15 protein-coding genes are annotated in these 17084 nt (G+C 45.5%); 8 read left to right on the plus strand and 7 right to left on the minus strand.

Annotated elements, in window-relative coordinates; genetic code table 11:
• Window positions 1–349: 349 nt before the first annotated feature.
• Window positions 350–1936, minus strand: a complete 1587-nt coding sequence (locus AC4G47_RS07430) for a choice-of-anchor I domain-containing protein (protein ID WP_491105568.1) — start codon at window positions 1934–1936, stop codon at window positions 350–352.
• A gap of 241 nt (window positions 1937–2177) precedes the next feature.
• Between AC4G47_RS07430 and AC4G47_RS07435 the strand changes: the two genes are divergently transcribed.
• The 3 genes from AC4G47_RS07435 to AC4G47_RS07445 all read left to right on the plus strand — a co-directional run bounded on the left by AC4G47_RS07435 (window position 2178) and on the right by AC4G47_RS07445 (window position 5087).
• Window positions 2178–3137, plus strand: a complete 960-nt coding sequence (locus AC4G47_RS07435) for a helix-turn-helix transcriptional regulator (protein WP_491105569.1) — start codon at window positions 2178–2180, stop codon at window positions 3135–3137.
• A gap of 112 nt (window positions 3138–3249) precedes the next feature.
• A complete protein-coding gene (locus tag AC4G47_RS07440; protein WP_491105571.1) occupies window positions 3250–4452 on the plus strand; it encodes an MFS transporter in 1203 nt (400 codons plus the stop codon).
• A 191-nt stretch (window positions 4453–4643) separates the two neighbouring features.
• Window positions 4644–5087 carry an Hsp20/alpha crystallin family protein gene (locus tag AC4G47_RS07445; RefSeq protein ID WP_491105572.1) on the plus strand — a complete coding sequence of 148 codons (444 nt, stop codon included), beginning with the start codon at window positions 4644–4646 and terminating at the stop codon, window positions 5085–5087.
• Window positions 5088–5220: 133 nt separating this feature from the next.
• On the opposite strand, the gene AC4G47_RS07450 is transcribed toward AC4G47_RS07445, so the two are convergent.
• Complete coding sequence (locus tag AC4G47_RS07450) at window positions 5221–5778, minus strand: DUF1697 domain-containing protein (RefSeq protein WP_491105573.1); 558 nt, start codon at window positions 5776–5778, stop codon at window positions 5221–5223.
• A 33-nt stretch (window positions 5779–5811) separates the two neighbouring features.
• A complete protein-coding gene (locus AC4G47_RS07455; protein ID WP_491105575.1) occupies window positions 5812–6462 on the minus strand; it encodes a hypothetical protein in 651 nt (216 codons plus the stop codon).
• A 327-nt stretch (window positions 6463–6789) separates the two neighbouring features.
• Between AC4G47_RS07455 and AC4G47_RS07460 the strand changes: the two genes are divergently transcribed.
• Window positions 6790–8424: a nucleoside hydrolase-like domain-containing protein gene (locus tag AC4G47_RS07460; RefSeq protein WP_491105576.1), complete on the plus strand. Its 1635-nt coding sequence runs from the start codon at window positions 6790–6792 to the stop codon at window positions 8422–8424.
• A gap of 84 nt (window positions 8425–8508) precedes the next feature.
• Here AC4G47_RS07460 and AC4G47_RS07465 read toward each other — a convergent pair whose 3' ends face one another.
• Together AC4G47_RS07465 and AC4G47_RS07470 are read right to left on the minus strand one after the other, a co-directional pair.
• On the minus strand, window positions 8509–9072 hold the full coding sequence (locus tag AC4G47_RS07465; RefSeq protein WP_491105577.1) for a TetR/AcrR family transcriptional regulator: 564 nt from the start codon (window positions 9070–9072) through the stop codon (window positions 8509–8511).
• Window positions 9065–10279, minus strand: coding sequence for an MFS transporter (locus tag AC4G47_RS07470; RefSeq protein WP_491105578.1), 1215 nt, complete (start codon window positions 10277–10279; stop codon window positions 9065–9067). Before AC4G47_RS07470 ends, AC4G47_RS07465 begins: the two co-directional genes overlap by 8 nt.
• A 219-nt stretch (window positions 10280–10498) precedes the next feature.
• Here AC4G47_RS07470 and AC4G47_RS07475 point away from each other — a divergent pair, with 219 nt between their 5' ends.
• Both AC4G47_RS07475 and AC4G47_RS07480 read left to right on the plus strand, forming a co-directional pair.
• Entirely contained in the window at window positions 10499–11305 is an 807-nt protein-coding gene (locus AC4G47_RS07475) for an alpha/beta fold hydrolase (RefSeq protein WP_491105579.1), read from the plus strand.
• A gap of 24 nt (window positions 11306–11329) precedes the next feature.
• A complete protein-coding gene (locus AC4G47_RS07480; RefSeq protein ID WP_491105580.1) occupies window positions 11330–12313 on the plus strand; it encodes a sensor domain-containing diguanylate cyclase in 984 nt (327 codons plus the stop codon).
• Window positions 12314–12444: 131 nt separating this feature from the next.
• On the opposite strand, the gene AC4G47_RS07485 is transcribed toward AC4G47_RS07480, so the two are convergent.
• Window positions 12445–13932 carry a right-handed parallel beta-helix repeat-containing protein gene (locus AC4G47_RS07485; RefSeq protein WP_491105582.1) on the minus strand — a complete coding sequence of 496 codons (1488 nt, stop codon included), beginning with the start codon at window positions 13930–13932 and terminating at the stop codon, window positions 12445–12447.
• Window positions 13933–14034: 102 nt separating this feature from the next.
• Here AC4G47_RS07485 and AC4G47_RS07490 point away from each other — a divergent pair, with 102 nt between their 5' ends.
• Window positions 14035–14691, plus strand: a complete 657-nt coding sequence (locus AC4G47_RS07490; RefSeq protein WP_491105583.1) for a DUF2625 family protein — start codon at window positions 14035–14037, stop codon at window positions 14689–14691.
• A 135-nt stretch (window positions 14692–14826) separates the two neighbouring features.
• Here AC4G47_RS07490 and AC4G47_RS07495 read toward each other — a convergent pair whose 3' ends face one another.
• A complete protein-coding gene (locus AC4G47_RS07495) occupies window positions 14827–16167 on the minus strand; it encodes an MFS transporter (RefSeq protein ID WP_491105584.1) in 1341 nt (446 codons plus the stop codon).
• A 284-nt stretch (window positions 16168–16451) separates the two neighbouring features.
• Here AC4G47_RS07495 and AC4G47_RS07500 point away from each other — a divergent pair, with 284 nt between their 5' ends.
• Entirely contained in the window at window positions 16452–16835 is a 384-nt protein-coding gene (locus AC4G47_RS07500) for a VOC family protein (protein ID WP_491105586.1), read from the plus strand.
• Window positions 16836–17084 lie beyond the last annotated feature (249 nt).

Raw genomic sequence — 17084 nt, forward strand, 5'->3', positions numbered from 1 at the left:
AACGTACATTATGGATGGAGCTAGTAATTTTGTTATTGCTGGGTTTATAACTCTATTGATTTTCTTTATTATGATGGGCCTCGTATTATATCTTATCTTCTATCTTGTGATGAAGAGGTCTGGTGTCAAAGAGGAAGTATCCGCATTAAGGATGGAAGTACGAGTACTACAAGAGGAAGTAGATAGGAACAGGCGTGAATTGGAAAATATGAAGCATCGATAACCTTTACATCACTATACGTGGAATAGCGTGTACGACAGGATGAGAGGATAGGGGCTTTTCGCCCCTCCCAACTCAATACAAAGTGAAAGTGTTCATTTCAGTCTTTGTCTGTCATGGATACTCGATCTATTTCTTGGAGAAAAAACTAAGCGTTCCTGTGCTTTCATCTGCACTCACAAACAGGCTGCGTCCGTTAACACGATGAATTCCCTCTGGTGATTCTCCGGCTGTAGGAATCAGACCCAGATAGTCCGGATTGACCGGATCAGCAAGATCGAAGAACAGAATGGCATCTGCACGTTCAGAAGCTACGGCTGCATACGTAGTGTCGTCTACAGTAGAAACAGTTAGATTCTCCACTTCACTTCCCTTGTTGGGACTGCGATCATCCGGATACAAGCCGACCATAGCGGTTGCCTCGTCAATGAGGTTCTGGCTATCGTACATCCGCTGGCCTTGCAGATCCCAGACAGCAATATTGCGTCCGCCCGCTTTTACACCATCCTCAAATTCATTCTTGCCCAAGTCCCCTTCATTGGCTGTCAGCAGGTATTTACCATCTGCAGAGAAAGCAATTCCATCCGGTTCATAACGAGCGGTTAATGTCTCTTTAAACTGAACAATACCGTCATCTTTGAGATCTGCTGGATGTGAAGTGGTGCCAAGAGCGAAGATTGAGCTGATCTTTTTCGTCTCCAGATCTACAACGGCAACGACATTGTTTTCCTGTAGCGTGATGGCTGCTGTTTTGCTATCTGGGCTAATGGCAACATACTCCGGTTGCGGATCATGCGGATAGATGGCACCTTCTACATTGTCCAGAGATACCGGCAAGTTGGTGATTTCACCCTCCAATACGTTCCCGCCAGCAAAAGATACAACCATAATGCTACCCGGACGTTTGGTGTTGGCATAATCAATTTCATCGGTAGCTGTATTCAGTTCTTCATCCTCTATGGCGATCACCGCATGCAGACCGTCAGGTGACAGTGCAATCGAGTCAGGACCAATACCGAGTTCATATGTTTTTACCGTTTTGTAGGTTGTCAGATCCACAATGGCAAGCAACCCTTTGCTTCCTTCACTGTCTGTATCACCTGTACGAATAACAGCAAGACCGTATTTGCCATCTTTGGACACGGTTACGCTCGTAACTTCAGCTTTGGCGGAGAGGTCAAGGAAGCTTACCGTCTTCAATACGTTGATATTTTTCAAGTCAGCAATGTCCAGCACGGAAATGCTGCCATTGTCTGCTTCGGTTACAAGCAGGCGCTGTCCATCTGGGGTGGAGGCTGATATTTCAGCTTTACCACCAGGCATCTGATAGGATGCTGTCCGTTCAAAACCGGTTTTATTTTGGTTGAGGATCAATTGATCTGTAATTAATTTTAGCGTTTGGGAAGATACATAGGTTGTCCCGTTGGTAATATAGCTTTTACTGTCCAATGGAGTTTTTACACCGTTGATGGTGGCTGAGGACGTTCCTACAGGAAGTTGAACTTTAGTATCTGCGATCTGGATATCGATACTGCGACTGCTTCCGTTCCATGTGACCGTACCCTGCATATTTTGGATGGCTGTACGCAGTACGACATGATCATTGGTGGTTTTAGTTGCGTCAGCGGCATGAATCATTGATGTGTAGCTGGTTGCTCCTGCGGTAAGAATGGCAGTCATCGACAGAACGGCGAGCCATTGATTTCTCTTTTTCAATGTTCCAGATCCCCTTTATGGTTTCGTGTGTGATGGCATGTACAACTGCTTCAGTATAAGAAAGAAACGTTAAGCAATGGTAAAAAAGCAGGTCGAATTGTGTAAAAGGTTAGACGGGAACCTTCATATATATAGGACTGGTCGAAAAAGAGAAATTGCGGTAGAATTAATTGAGAATCATTATCAATTAATTCAGGCTTTCTTTACTGATAGTCTGATCAGTTATAGCGAGGTGACTACCATGCGTACTGATGATGCATTAGGCATCATGTATCAGCATTATTTAACCCGGGACCCCTACAGTCAGCAAGATGAACATACATACCTGATCTCCGCTAAGGCGGGCAGTGGAAGTATAAAGAGACTGACCACATACAGTGGCATCGAGATTCTATGTTCTCATGTAGAGTATTATCAGCCATGCCCGACGTACTTTGCGTCCGAGACGCCCGTAGTGGAGTTACAATTTGCCTTGGCGGGTCAACGGCATGTCGATATCTCTGGACAAGAGTATTCGTTATCCATTGGGCAAGGTGCCCTCATTTTCATGCATGATTTCGAAGCGTGGTTCCATCCTCCGACCAGGGAACCGTATACTTCTTTTTCACTGGGGATTCCGGTGAATCTGTTCAATTATGCAGCAGCACAACTGGGCAGTTTCAAGTCCATTGATTTTAAACAGGTGTTGGGACGAAAAGTGTTCAAGCCGATTGTATTTCAACTGGATAACCGAATACGAACGATGATTGACAGTCTGATTGTGGAATTAAACAATAGTTACCGATCATCCTTAATGATGGAAGCGACAGCCTTGGAGATCTTGAATCGATTTATGATCCAACTGTTTGATCTGGCGCCAATCCCCGCGGGATTCTCGAGAGAGGACATCCGGAAGTTACATACGGCACGGGAGATTATGGAGGCTTGTATGGTAGATCCTCCATCCTTGCTAGCATTGTCCAGACAAGTGGGTCTTAACGATTTTAAATTAAAAAAAGGATTTAAGGCGCTTTTCGGAAGCACGGTCTTCGAATATTTGCGTCAGGTTCGTCTCGACAACGCCATGAAGCTGCTGCGCAATCAGGATAATAACGTGACCGAGGCCGCCATAGCGGTCGGTTACAGTAATGTCAGTGCCTTTTCGCAGCAATTTTATCGCAAATTCGGCGTGAAGCCCTCTGAGATGAAAAAGATTTATTAAATAAATCCGCCTTGCCGTGAATTGTTCCGTATAGAGGCAGTGGGGATTCTCTCAGCCTTGTATACTCCAGGTACAGTGGATACTGTACTGAAATATAGAGGAGTGTATGAGCATGAACAGAATCAGAGGAAGTATTTTTTTTAGCGTATTTGCAGCCATGTTGGGTCTGATGCTGATTGCACCCATTATGCCACCGCTTATTCGGGAGTTAGGCATGAAAGAAAGCCATTCCGGTCTTATTATTTCGCTGGGGTCCATTATGATGGCTGTTATGGCTCCGGTATGGGGAAGATTTAGTGATTTGAAGGGCAGAAAACCAATCATATTGATTGGATTCATAGGTATGGCTGTTAGCTGTGCGTTATTTGCTATGGCATTGTATGGGGGATTGAATGCATGGATCGGAGGAGGCGTATTGCTTACCCTTCTGATTGTGACGCGCAGTCTGATCAGCATGTTCATTCCGGCCGTGCTCTCTTCTGCCCAGGCCTATATGGGTGATGTGACAGAGGGGGAGGAACGGGGAAGCGGGATGGCGATTATCAGCGCTGCGAATGGACTCGGCCTTGTATTTGGGCCTGCTATCGCAGGAGCATTTACTATCATCGGTCTGCTGTGGCCGCTTTATTTTGGCATTTTTATAGCGATCGCTGCATTTATTATCGCCTTGTTGTTAATTCCAGCAGCCAAACCGGTCATTCAGGCAAAGCCGCCTAAAGTCAACCCGCTCCAACGTGGGTTACGAATGTACCTTGCAGCGGGCTTGGTTACGATGATTGGCATCATGACATTGCAGGTTGTCGGGGGATTTTATTTTCAGGATCAACTGGCTCTCTCCCCGGCGGCGACGGCCCGCATGGTTTCGTTTGGACTCATGTTCTCTGGAGCAGCCATGTTGATCATGCAGGTCATTCAGATGAAGTGGTTGCAATGGCAGCCGCGTCCAATGATTTTGCTAGGGTCCCTTTTTCTGATCGCAAGCATGATCCTGTTTCTGGTCTTCAATGTGTTGTACATGTATTATCTCTCATTCTTCCTGTTCGGCTTGGGTTCGGGTCTGATGATGCCGGGGTTCATGGCAGGTGCTTCGCTCACGGTCAGCAAAGAACAGCAGGGAGGTGCAGCGGGGTTGGTAGCAGCGATTCAGGGGGTATCCGCCGTCATTACTCCGTTACTTACAACGACACTCTATCAGGTGGACAAACATATTCCATTTATGTTAGTAGCCGTTCTTGTTGTTATAATGGCAATCTTGATGCTGGGAATGCGGAAAAATGAATCCAATACTGTAGCGGACGCCATTCATTCGTTATAGTCAGACTAGGTCAGAAGGTCAAAAAAAGTCAAAATGGAAGAAAAAAGGATCTATTTTAAAATAGTGAACTAGGGTGGAAGTAAATCGTTTTATTTCGACTTTTACGGACTTTGAGCCTGATCTGCGCTGGTATTATAATAATCCATGTAAGCAACAACAATAAACCAACCACACAAAAGGAGCTGATTTTCATGTTTGATCTGATTCCGTTTCGTAAACGAAATGAAGACCCATTCGGACACATGTTGAAATCCTTCAATGACATGGTTGAGACCTCCTTCCTCTCCCCTTTTGGAACTCGCTCCCAGCCATTTCGGACCGACATTCGAGAGGAAGAAGACAAATATTCAGTAGAAGCCGAGCTGCCGGGCATCGCCAAAGAGAACATAGACATTCAGGTTCAAAGTAATGAATTAATTATTCGTGCCAAACGCAATGATATGGTGGAGCAGAAGGATGACTCCAATCGAATCATTCGGCAGGAACGCCGATCCGGTGAATTTATCCGACGTTTCTATGTTGATCATATTGATGAGGAGCATATTAAGGCCAGATTGGAAGATGGTGTGCTGAAACTCGAGATTCCGAAACGTCCTGGTAATGATCAATCTCGCAGACGCATTCAGATTGACTAATATACAGAGAAAAGAATAGTTTCCTAATATGGTGAAAAGCATGCAGGAGACATCCGTAAGGATGTGTTCTGCATGCTTTATTTTTCACTGAGTTGGAGCGATATAATTGAATATCTATTTTGCTGAGTCCGTGTTATTTCTCTGCTGCTGCCTGCATTAGTGCATATATCTTACGTGTGGTATTCACGTTTCTTACGGTCATATAAGTATAGACTTTGGACCCTACAAGCTTGTTCATGCCACTTCTACCTGCGTCCTCTCTGCTGACTGAATATAAAATGGATCCTGGAACATAGATCAGTCTACCGATTTCCGGTTTGATGGGCAGTTTGTCCAGCACAGAAGGATCATTGATTTCATCCCAGAGAAACAGTACATCACTTTTGGCCGTGTCATCATTAGCCCATTCCGCTGGCAACGCCTGTATAACGGATTGGATTTCATCCATATTCCGCACCATCACCTTGATCTGTAAGCCGAAATCGGCCGCGATGGCCTGTTCTAACACATGGGATATCTCCACATTAGCGTTGGCACGTTCCTGATGATCGGCAAAAATAATATTGCCAGAGTTGATATATGTAACGACATCCAGCATGCCTGCTTGTTCAAACGTTTCTTTCAGCTGCTTCATATTCATTTTATTGTTTCCGCCTACATTAATGCCCCGTAGCAAGGCCACATATATCATAGGGATGCCCCTCCAATTCCTTTAATTCAACGGTTAACAAAAGGACAGATACTCGAACAGATGTGCAGTATACTCTTCTCCCAATAGATCCTGCAATAAAGGTTCAACTTGCTCCAGATACTCGGGCTTGGTTTCATAGGTTTCTTCATCTTTCACTTCCCCGGCATAGCTTCGTGCCGTTTCTATTAGAATGGATAAGGCGGTGAAGAAGTCAGACAGCGATTCAGCGACACGATGAGGTTCTCCCCCTGTAAAAGCCACATATACAGGAGAATTCGGCGATTCAGTATCTACGATTAACGGATCGTCGTTAAAGTTTGCGATAACGACGTGACTTTTTGGCCAAGTAGAGGACTCCTCATATGGTTCATTCATGCCAATCCAGCGGAAACCTAGTTGCTGACGAAGCAGATGTTCAGGTGCGACAAAGGAGATTAGTGCGGCATCACCGATCTCGATGGCGGCATTTTTCATTTTAAGTGTACCTTCTGCATTGGCATCCACCATTTCATAGTGACTGTAGAGGTACTGCAGTTCCGGTGAAAGAGGTATTCGCGCGTCTACTTCCGGCTGATGATGATGTTCGCGGGGACGCAGATCATGATTTTTGAAAAGTCCATAAGCTTCATTATATAAATCCTGCTGTTCTATAAAACGGCTTAAGGCCGCATCCAGTTGTTGCATGGTGTCTGATTCCTCCTGGTAACATTCTTTTACAAGTATTGCTGATTCATTTGGTAGCTAACTATAAGCATTATACTATATCAAAGATGAATTCAAAAAAATGTTGAATACGTTTACATTCTTGCGTGAACATGGTATACTTTCATTCAAATAGGATTGTTACTGCTTCGGGCAGGCAAAACCTGAGTATCATTATGCGTGGACTTGGTCCCGTTCATAGTGATGTTCGGGTTTTTTTGCATTCTACGGTCCATATTAAGGATAGTAAACAGAGGACGTACTGATCCCAACACCAACATCACGCTGTACAGAAGAAAGGGGAACATTATGAACAAAAGAAAATGGTTAAATAGTCTTGCTGCGGCTTGCCTCAGTATGATTCTGGTGATTAGTGGATGCGCATCCCAAGCGCCACAAACCGCGAGTGATACACCGAATCAGACGACAGAACAGGCAGAAAATGAAACTCAGGAACCTGCAAACAATCAAGCGGCCAAAGGCAGAACGGTGATTACAACCGACGGTGAAGTGGATGATATGAACTCGGTCATTCGTTTCCTCTTGTATTCGAATGAGATGGACCTCGCCGGAATTGTACTGACCAGTTCGGTGTATCATTATGCTGGAGACGAGGAAGCGGGGATCGAACCGTTCCGCTGGACAGGCACACAGTGGGTATACGACATGATCGATGCCTATGGCGAGATCTATCCAAACTTGTCCAAACATGCGGATGGATACCCAGAGCCAGAACAGCTTCGAGCGATGACCAAGATCGGTAATATTTCCGATAAAGGGGAGATGGAGAAGGAAACCGAAGGTTCCGAGTTCCTCGAAACTCTTTTCCTCGATGATGACTCCCGTGATCTGATTGTTCAGACATGGGGTGGCACCAATACGACAGCCAGAGCACTGAAATCGATTGAGGAACAGTACAAGGACACGGCTGAATGGGAAACGATCCGCAAAAAAGTGAGTGACAAACTGGTCCTGTATATCATTCTGGATCAGGATGACAGCTACAACGAATACATTGCGAAGAATTGGCCGGATATCCGCATTCTTAATGACCAATCGAACTTCTGGCATTTTGCCTATGCATGGAAGATGCATGCCGAAGAAGTGAACAGCAAGCTTCATGGTGACTGGATGATCAAGAACATTCTGGACGGACATGGCAAGCTGATGGATATGTATGCATCGATGGGTGACGGCAAAATGATCGAGGGCGAACTGGCCGAAGAACAACGTGGAAGTGCTGAATATCTCAAGAACAATCCGCAATATGACAAATACGATTTTATATCTGAGGGTGATTCTCCTTCCTTCTTTTATCTGATCGATAATGGGCTGCGCAGTATGGAAGACCCTTCCTACGGCGGTTGGGGTGGACGCTTTGGCGTCGTGAACGACAAGCTGTTTAGAAATAATGTGCTTGATTACGATCCCTATACCAAACGGTATGAAGCCGAGTACTCTTTGATGAGATGGTTTGACGATGTCCAGGATGATTTTGCAGCGCGTGCAGACTGGGCAGTTGCAGACACTTACGAAGGTGCCAACCATAATCCGTCATTAACGATTAAGGAAGGGCTGGATTTGAGTGTTAGTCCTGGGGAGGAAGTTACTCTTCACGCGGAGGGCACAGACCCGGATGGAGATCAACTGACGTATACGTGGTGGAGATATTTCGAAGCTGACACGTACGAGGATTCCAAAGTAGAACCGAACAAAGTTCAGCCGGAAATGGCGGGTGACTTATTGCTTGGCTTGCATCGTGAACTTGCCAAGGATGAGCAGGTGGATACGATTAAATTGCAAGGCAGTGATACCGAAGCGGTGACATTCACCATACCTGATGATGCCAAATCGGGCGATACCATTCATATCGTTGCTGAAGTACAGGATGATGGAGAGCATCAGTTGAAGCATTATCAACGTGTGATCTTAACCGTGAAATAAGAAATAGAGGGGCTGTCCCAAAAGTCATTAACATGGCTGGCGGGACGCCCCTCTTATTTGTATAGTCTCATCGTAATCGATCCGTTAACGCTGGATGCCTGACCAGAAGACATTCCAGGTAATCGCTAAAGCCTGCTCATAGGATTGCCGTGTCTCATACACGAGCTGCACATCCAGTCCATCCATCACGGTAACAAATGCTACGGTAGCTTCTTCCGGACTCAGGCGTATATCGGGATGTCTGGTAAATACGGCTGCCAGCTCTTCCTTCAGTGTCCCGAGGTACGTTCGATACTGCGCGAGCACAAAATCATGCACCTCCAGCGGTGTGATAAAGGACAGGATATACATAAAAGCAACGTTCGGGTGAGTCAGGAAACGATTTTTGTGTTCATGCAAAAAGGCATATAGCTGCTGATCCAGCGTTTGGGCAGCAGACGTACTAAAAAATTGGCGCACAAACTGCTGTTCCTCCTGCACAACTTCCTCATATAACTCCAGCAATAACGCTTTTTTGGATGAATAATGATAAGCCAGAGATTGCTTGCGAATGCCTGCCTCTTCGGCAATCTGCGCCATCTTGGTTCCCTCGTAACCCAGGCGATTAAAATGTTGAATGGCAATTTCCTTGATTCGTTTTTTACTCAATGTCTACCTCCAATTGGTGAGCTGTATGCCTCTGCTGTTTTTGGGAGTATACCAAATATAACAAGATATATACCACAAAAATGCCTATAGAGATAGCATACACCACCGTATAGGAAAATGCAGAAGCCACAACGCCCAGGATCAACGAACCACCGCCAATCCCAAGGTCAAAGAAATTAAAGAAGGAAGCCATCGCATTTTCATGCTCATGTTCTTCCACAAGATTCACACACCAGGTCTGAATCGCCGGGAATATGGCACCAAAGCCAAAGCCGTATAACGCGCCGGCGATCAGGAATTGCACATCACTCTGCGCGATAATCAGAACCAGCAGTCCTGCAATTGCAAACAAGGCAGAAGGCAATAACACGGAGCCTGGCCCCAATCGATCAAACATTTTTCCCGAGAACAGTCGGACGGCGAAGCTGGCGATGGCGACGATGAAGAAAAACCAGGCTATATTCTCAAACCCTCTTTCGGCGGCGAATAAAGCTACGAAAGACATGATCGAACCGGCTGCAACACCAACGAGCATAATCAACAGGGAAGGGAAAAGTACTTTCTTCTCGATGAGTTTCACTGAAGGGACATGGGTTTGCGTGGACTCGCTACGTACTCCGGTTTTCGGCTTTCTGGATACAAATACTGTCATCAGGAGAGCTAACAGCAAAATGCACGTGCCTCCCATAAACAGGCTCTGATAGTCGTAACTAAACAACAGACTGGTGCCGATCAACGGACCAATGGATATGGCGACGGTTTCCCCTACACCGAAGTACCCCATGCCTTCTCCCCGGCGATCCTTGGGTATGTTTTCTGTGGCAATCGTCGCAAAATATGTCGTTGCCAAACCAAATCCGAATCCATGGATCACTCGGAATACGAGAATCATCCATATACCTGACGATAGGTAGTATGCACCTGTCATTAATGCACAGATGGTGATACCGATAATCAACAGATATTTTTTATCTATTCGAGCTGCCAAAACAGATGTGAAGGGTCGAATTAAAATGGCAGAAAACATAAATATGCCAGTAACAAGTCCAATCTGGGATGCTCCTCCACCCAGACTTGAGACGAACAAGGGCAAGGTGGGAAGTAACATTTCAAAGGCCATAAACAATAATGCGTTGGCTAACATGATAAAAATGAATGATCTTCCCCAGAGTTGCTGAGGTGTTGGACTGTGTGTTGAAGTAATCATGGTTCTCCTCCGTAAATGTTAATCTCTGTCGCGCGACATGTTAACTGAGTTTACCTGACGTTAGTCAGATTGTAAAGTGTATATTTAGAGCAATGGTTCATGAATTATTTGTGGATGAGAGAAGCAATTAATAATTTTTAATCCATATCCCAACATTTTCCGATATAATAATCAGATAAAATGATTCAAGAGAGTACTACCTCAGAGAGGTGATATGAAATGACGATTGATGTGCTTGTCAGAAATAATGTTAAAGTGCTTGGCTCAGGTAGCCAAACCATTGTATTTGCGCATGGTTTTGGATGTGATCAGGACATGTGGCGTTACATCGTCCCGGCTTTTAGCGAAAACTATCGTGTGGTTTTGTTTGATTATGTTGGATCTGGCGAATCTCAAATTAACTATTATGATGCTGTCAAATATAGCAACCTTGAAGGATACGCCCAGGATGTGCTGGAAATTATGGAAGCACTTGAACTAAGAGATACCATATTTGTCGGACATTCTGTCAGCAGTATGATCGGCATGCTGGCATCCATTCAGACCCCCCAATATTTCAAACAGATCGTCATGTTGGGGCCTTCCCCACGTTATGTGAATGATCTTCCAAGTTATTATGGAGGTTTTGACCGGAATGATATTGATGAATTGCTTGAGATGATGCAGATGAATTTTATTGGCTGGGCAAGTTATCTGGCACCCATTGTGATGAACAATCCGGAACGGAAAGATCTGGCGAAAGAGTTGGAAAAAAGCTTCTGTTCCAGAGATCCGCATATTGCGAGACAATTTGCCGAAGTGACGTTTTTATCCGACTGTCGTATTGATCTGGAGCAGGCAACTGTACCAACGCTGATTCTTCAGTGTTCCGAGGACAGTATTGCCCCGGTTGAAGTAGGGGATTATTTACACGCTCATCTGAAAAATAGCAGGTTGCAACAGATGACGGCCAAGGGACATTATCCGCATCTAAGTCAACCGGAAGAAACGATCCGAATGATTAAGAATTATTTGACGAGCGCATAGAACTCGGAAGAAAGGCTGTTATTGATGGATACCCAACTAGATTCAGCGCCCTGTGGATACTTCTCTATCTCTGATTCGGGCATTGTACAATCGATGAATCAAACTTTTCTGACGATGCTTGGATATGAACGCGATGAGTTGACAGGGCAACATATTGAGTCAACCATGTCGGCGAGCAATAAGGTATTTTTCCATACGTATTTCTATCCCTACATCCAGTTATATGGACATGTGGACGAGATGTATTTCACGTTCCGTACTCGTGACCAGCAGGCTATTCCTGTGCTGCTTAACGGAGTTCGTCAGACCCATAATGGGGAAAGTGTCGTGGATTGTGTCGTTGTAGTCATGCGTAAGCGAATCGAACATGAGAAGGATATTTTGCATACCAAAACCAAACTGCAAGAGCTGTATCAAGCGACCCAAGAAGCGAACAAGGAGCTTGAACGATTACACGAGGAATACAAGATCAAAGAGCAGGCGCTAATCAAGGTGAATGATCAGTTGGAGACTCTGGCTTCCACCGACCTCCTGACAGGACTGAAGAATCGCAGGTTCTTCCAGGAAAAAATGGCTGAGAACTTATTGCTGTTCCAGGAGAAGCAACGTTATTTCTCTCTGCTGGTTGTGGATATTGATCATTTCAAAAGTATTAATGATACGTACGGACATCCGATCGGTGATCTGGTACTCGGCAATCTGGCGGGGTTGCTGCAATCGGTATCACGAGGTACGGATGTGGTGGCACGTTACGGCGGAGAGGAATTTGTCATCATCCTTTCGGATTGTGAAGAGGAGCAAGCGAGTGGCATCGCAGAACAATATCGTTCACAGGTTGCTTCAGCCGATTGGGGCGAATATAACATTACCGTGAGTATTGGTGCGGCCACTGTAGTCGAGGGAGATACAGAACAGTCCTTGTTCCAAAGAGCGGATAACGCCCTGTATGCCTCCAAAGCTGGAGGACGAAACCGGGTGACACATGCAGCGCAGATGGAAAGAAGTTAAGGGTTGGGTTGGGTCAAAGGAAAACCATAAGGAGCCTGTGCAATATGAGGGAGATAATTCCCTCATGCACAGGCTCCTTATATTTGCGTGAAATAGGCTGGCTAATCCACTTAAGTAGTATCTGATTAACTTTACCTTGGGGCAAGATAACCATACGCCTTCGCAGGAGAATTCGCCTGAAGACGAAAATCTTCGTTGGGTTCGTCCATAAATGCCGGGTTCACATATATGGAGTGTGCATCGTTACCAGATCCCTTGATGTAGGCGGCGATGCCGGAGTAGGCTTTATTTTTCCAAACCCACAGAGCATCTTCCTGTTGTCCCGGTGAGTAATAGACATTATGGTCAAATACATTGCCTATATTACTGGTATATTCATTGTATATCAGCACATCCGAGCTGCCCGATACGAGAATGTTATGCATGAACGTATTGTTCATCGTCCGTGATTGCATGAATAACTGTCCATTGCCTGCATCCAGCGTATCATTCCCAACCAGGGTATTATACATGATCTTACTATCCTCGGTAGCTCCTCGTTCCTCGTCATAACCTCCCATGGCAATCCCCGTCAATCTGTTGGAATAAATCAGGTTATCACGCACGGTAATGTTGCTGGTTGAACGTCCGGCATGCTCTGAGGCAATCTCAATTCCGATGTCGCTCCGGTATACCCGGTTCTGGTCGATGATATGATCTTTCCCGCCATCTACATAGATGCCACCGGCCGAGTTGGTATCATTGGGTAGGTCTGTACCGTAGGAGGGATTGTTATTGGACGTAATATCGTATACTTCGTTGCCTCGCACCATACCGTTCCGGGCCTGATCGTATGTATCGTCCTCGGACGTGCCTTCAAACCCAATCAGATCAATGCCAATATTGTCGGAATCATGGATGGTATTGTCCAATATAGCAAAGGTATCGACATTGCCGTTGACTGCAAGTGACTCACTGGAACCGAGTGTGAGGTCATACAATTCATTATCCTTGACGATGATATCGCGCAATGCTTGAGGGTGCTCTGTGCCATATATGGCAATACCGTGGGCATCTCTACCTTGCAAATCGGGACCTTCAGGTGGTGCGTGATTAGCGATCGCGTGTATGGTGTTGCCCAACAGCTGAATGTGCTCACCTGCTCCGTGGATATAGATCCCGGTTGGAACTTGGCCCCCAAGTGTGGTTGTAAAGTTACGAATTTCGAGATTCTGAATCGTGATATAACTGGCATTCTCAATTTCAATTAACCCTTCAATGCCCCGGACAGTTAGACCTTTACCATCCATGATAACCTTCTCCTGAGGATAGTTGGTAAATCGGGTTGGATTAGCGGAAGAATTACCGCTCCGGGTGATTTTGACTTTCTGATGATACACACCTTCCCGCATATAAATCGTGCTTCCCGGTGAAGCGTGGTTTGCTGCGTGCTGCAACGTTTTCCATGGAGATTGAATGGTTCCTTTATTCGAGTCGTTTCCTTGGGGTGATATGTAATGGATTACCTGGGGATCGGACTTTTGAACAGAAACAGGTTCCTTCATGGAAGCTGTATGATTCTGACATCCGGATACGAGCAGCATCAGCATCGGAATCATAAGTAAAACGAAGCGAGTCATATCGTTTCCCCCTTGCATTTAGCCTTGAAGATAGATTATAGCAGATTTGAACGGGTTAATAAGCCATGATATGCTCTTATAAAATCAGCGAGGAGAGTGCTCATGAATACATTAACTATAGCTGAATTAGTAGATCGGGAGAACTACGCATGGGAAGAACTCAAGCAACTCCTGGACGGCGGGCAAAATACATATGTGTATGTTCCAGCAAAGCGGGAGGCTGGAGAGGATACTCTCTATCGTCTGCAAATAAGCATCAAATCCTATTTGGGGGCTGTTGCTTATGAAACAGAAGGCATTGTACTGGACCATGGCTGGATCACGCTGCTTGGTGCGGGTGGTGACAGTATATCTGGGAGTCTAACCAGTTGGAATGGTGTGAGTGAGCAACCTTGGGTAGATGTACTGGAAGGCATGATGGTTGTCGCATATGATGCGGCAGGCGGTTTCTTCGGAATGGATACAGGCAAGTATGGCCGCACGGGACAGGTCTATTATTTTGCACCGGATGCATTGGAATGGGAATCGACAGAACTGACATATTCAGGTTTCATGAATTGGCTCGCAAATGGGGATCTGGAGCAGTTCTATCAGACCTTTCGCTGGAAAGGCTGGCAGGAAGATATGTCTCAGCTACAGACAGGACAAGTATTTGGCTATTATCCACCACTTTGGACACAGGAAGGCAGCGGTGAGAGCAGTAGTAAAGCCCCAATTAGCATAATGGAGGCCTGGAAGTTCGCACTGGACGGGAAATAGTCAACAAGCTGCTGTAGTATGAAATAAGGAAAGTAACCGGTAAGTTCATTGAGTGATCCACTTTTAAAAATCGGCATTTCTGTTTCAAACTAAAAGAGGATCGCGCTTGGCGCGGGCCTTTTTTAGTTTGAACGTTTAATTATCGGATGCAAGCTGTTTAATGCCTGAGCGTGATGCTCTGCTATGCCAGATGGTCAACCCGAGTGAAACAAGGCAGATGAACAACAGACACGCATACACCACATGATAAGCTTCCTCTACTGAGACTCCCGGAATGCTGTGCAGCAGTAGCCCACACACCGCTACAGACACTGAACCACCGAAGAACTGAATCAGTTGTAGCATGCCCATACCGGAACCTATTTGCGCTTTGGGCAGCACTCGTGACGCTTCATTATTCAGTGAAGCCATGGAGGCTGAGAGTGCCGGTGAGAAAAAGAGATAACCACTGGTAATGATCAAAGCGGACTGATCAAGTCCGAGCATGAATAAGGCTAGTACCGCTGCGAGCAGGGTGTGCCCGATGATCATGAATCGCATATTGCCATAACGGTCGACCCAGCGCCCGACGAAACGAGTGCAGAATGCTGCAACGATTGCTCCAGGAGCAATCAGCAAACCAATGGCGAGTGAAGAGCGCCCATACAGATCAGCGAGCACAAGCGGCATCAAAAACAGATTGCCCAGATTCACGACGAGCACGCAGAATCCGATAAGAATTAACCGGGTGTATCCCGGCGTTCGGAACACTTGTGGATTCACAAACGGCAGATTCGCTTTACGAATATACAAGAGGTGTGCAATAAGCGAGATAACGCCTATGGCGAACCATAACCAGGATTGCTGGGTGATCGCTACCAGAAGTGTAGTGGCATTAATGACTGTTAATATGGCTCCAATCAAGTCGAACGGCTGATTCGTTTTGACCGTTTCCCGGGGGAGGAAATAGAGCAATACGGGCAGGGCGAGCAGGACAAGCACCGTTATGGCAAAAAGTCCATTCCAGCCCCAGTACTCACTAATGAGTCCGCCGACAATGGGACCCAGCCCAAAGGCCATCGCACTACCTGATGAGATCAGCGCGATGGCAGCTCCGCGCCGTTCCACCGGGATGTAACGACTCGCAATGACGAGACCCAGACCGGCCATAACTCCTGCACCCGCAGATTGCAGTATGCGTGTCAGCAACAGGATCGCGAAGCTATGCGCGAACAATCCCAGTAAGGAAGATAATCCCAGGATCAGGAGCCCAACCGTTAGCAATTTGCGTACCGGGATGCGGTCTGACAATCGACTGTAGATCACCGTCGACAAAGCGTAACCAATCGAATAGCTTGAGATAACCCAGGACCCCAGATCTGAGGTGATCTGAAGATCATGAATAATGACTGGCAAAGAAACATTGAACATGGTGGTGTTCATCACAACGATGAACAGACAGCATGTCCAGAGTGGCATGACAATTTTATCTTTCACGTAACCATTCCTGTCTTGGGTATGAATATGAATTCGGATAGAACCTCAAAGGAAATTTGTATAAAAGCAATATATCATTTTACACTCCATTTCATCATATGGCAATAATGTCATACTGATTCGTTCGAATGTGATGAGCACAGATAAATATTAATAATAAACCATAGACGAATTTCCTGAATTTAACTAAAATGATCATTGAACATACATAAGCAGATGGATCAGCGGTTATGTAACTAGATATCTGAGTAATTAGCATGCTGAAAATGAAGGAGATTATACCCATGACTCATGCATTATTAATGTCCCACAGCGTATTTCCGACGCTTGATATGAGGCGAACCGCGCAGTTTTATGAAGAGAAGATGGGCTTTCGGATGGTCGAATATCTCGATGCCGAGGAACCTCATGTCTGTCTGTATCGTGATCTTACCGAGATTATTTTGACCCAAAGCAATGGACAGAAGGTCATTCCCAACAGAGAATTATATGGCTATGGATATGACGCATATTTTATTACCAAGAACCAGGAAGATCTTCAGCAGGAATTGATCAACGCAGATGTAAAAATCGTACGTGCCCTTAATCACACAGACTATAATAACAAAGAATTTGTGATTGAAGATATAGATGGACGCTGGATTGCTTTTGGCATCAAACAGGGGTAACTAGGTACAGACAACGGATGTATTAATCGCTAATGATGTTCAAATCAATACCTGAGTATGTGAGGGAGCAATCTACATGGTAGAAGGGTTTTTGTTGTTGTTTGCCCAGATCGGTATAATAATTGGAGTGGCTTTAATAGCATCTGGATTAACCAAGGGTTCAAACGGAAAAGAAAAGTTTAAGTGGTCGGCGACCATCCCCTTGGTATCCTGGGGATTATTTATCCTTATCGTGTCAATCTATTGGTT

The sequence above is a fragment of the Paenibacillus sp. Negev47 genome (genome assembly GCF_058313655.1).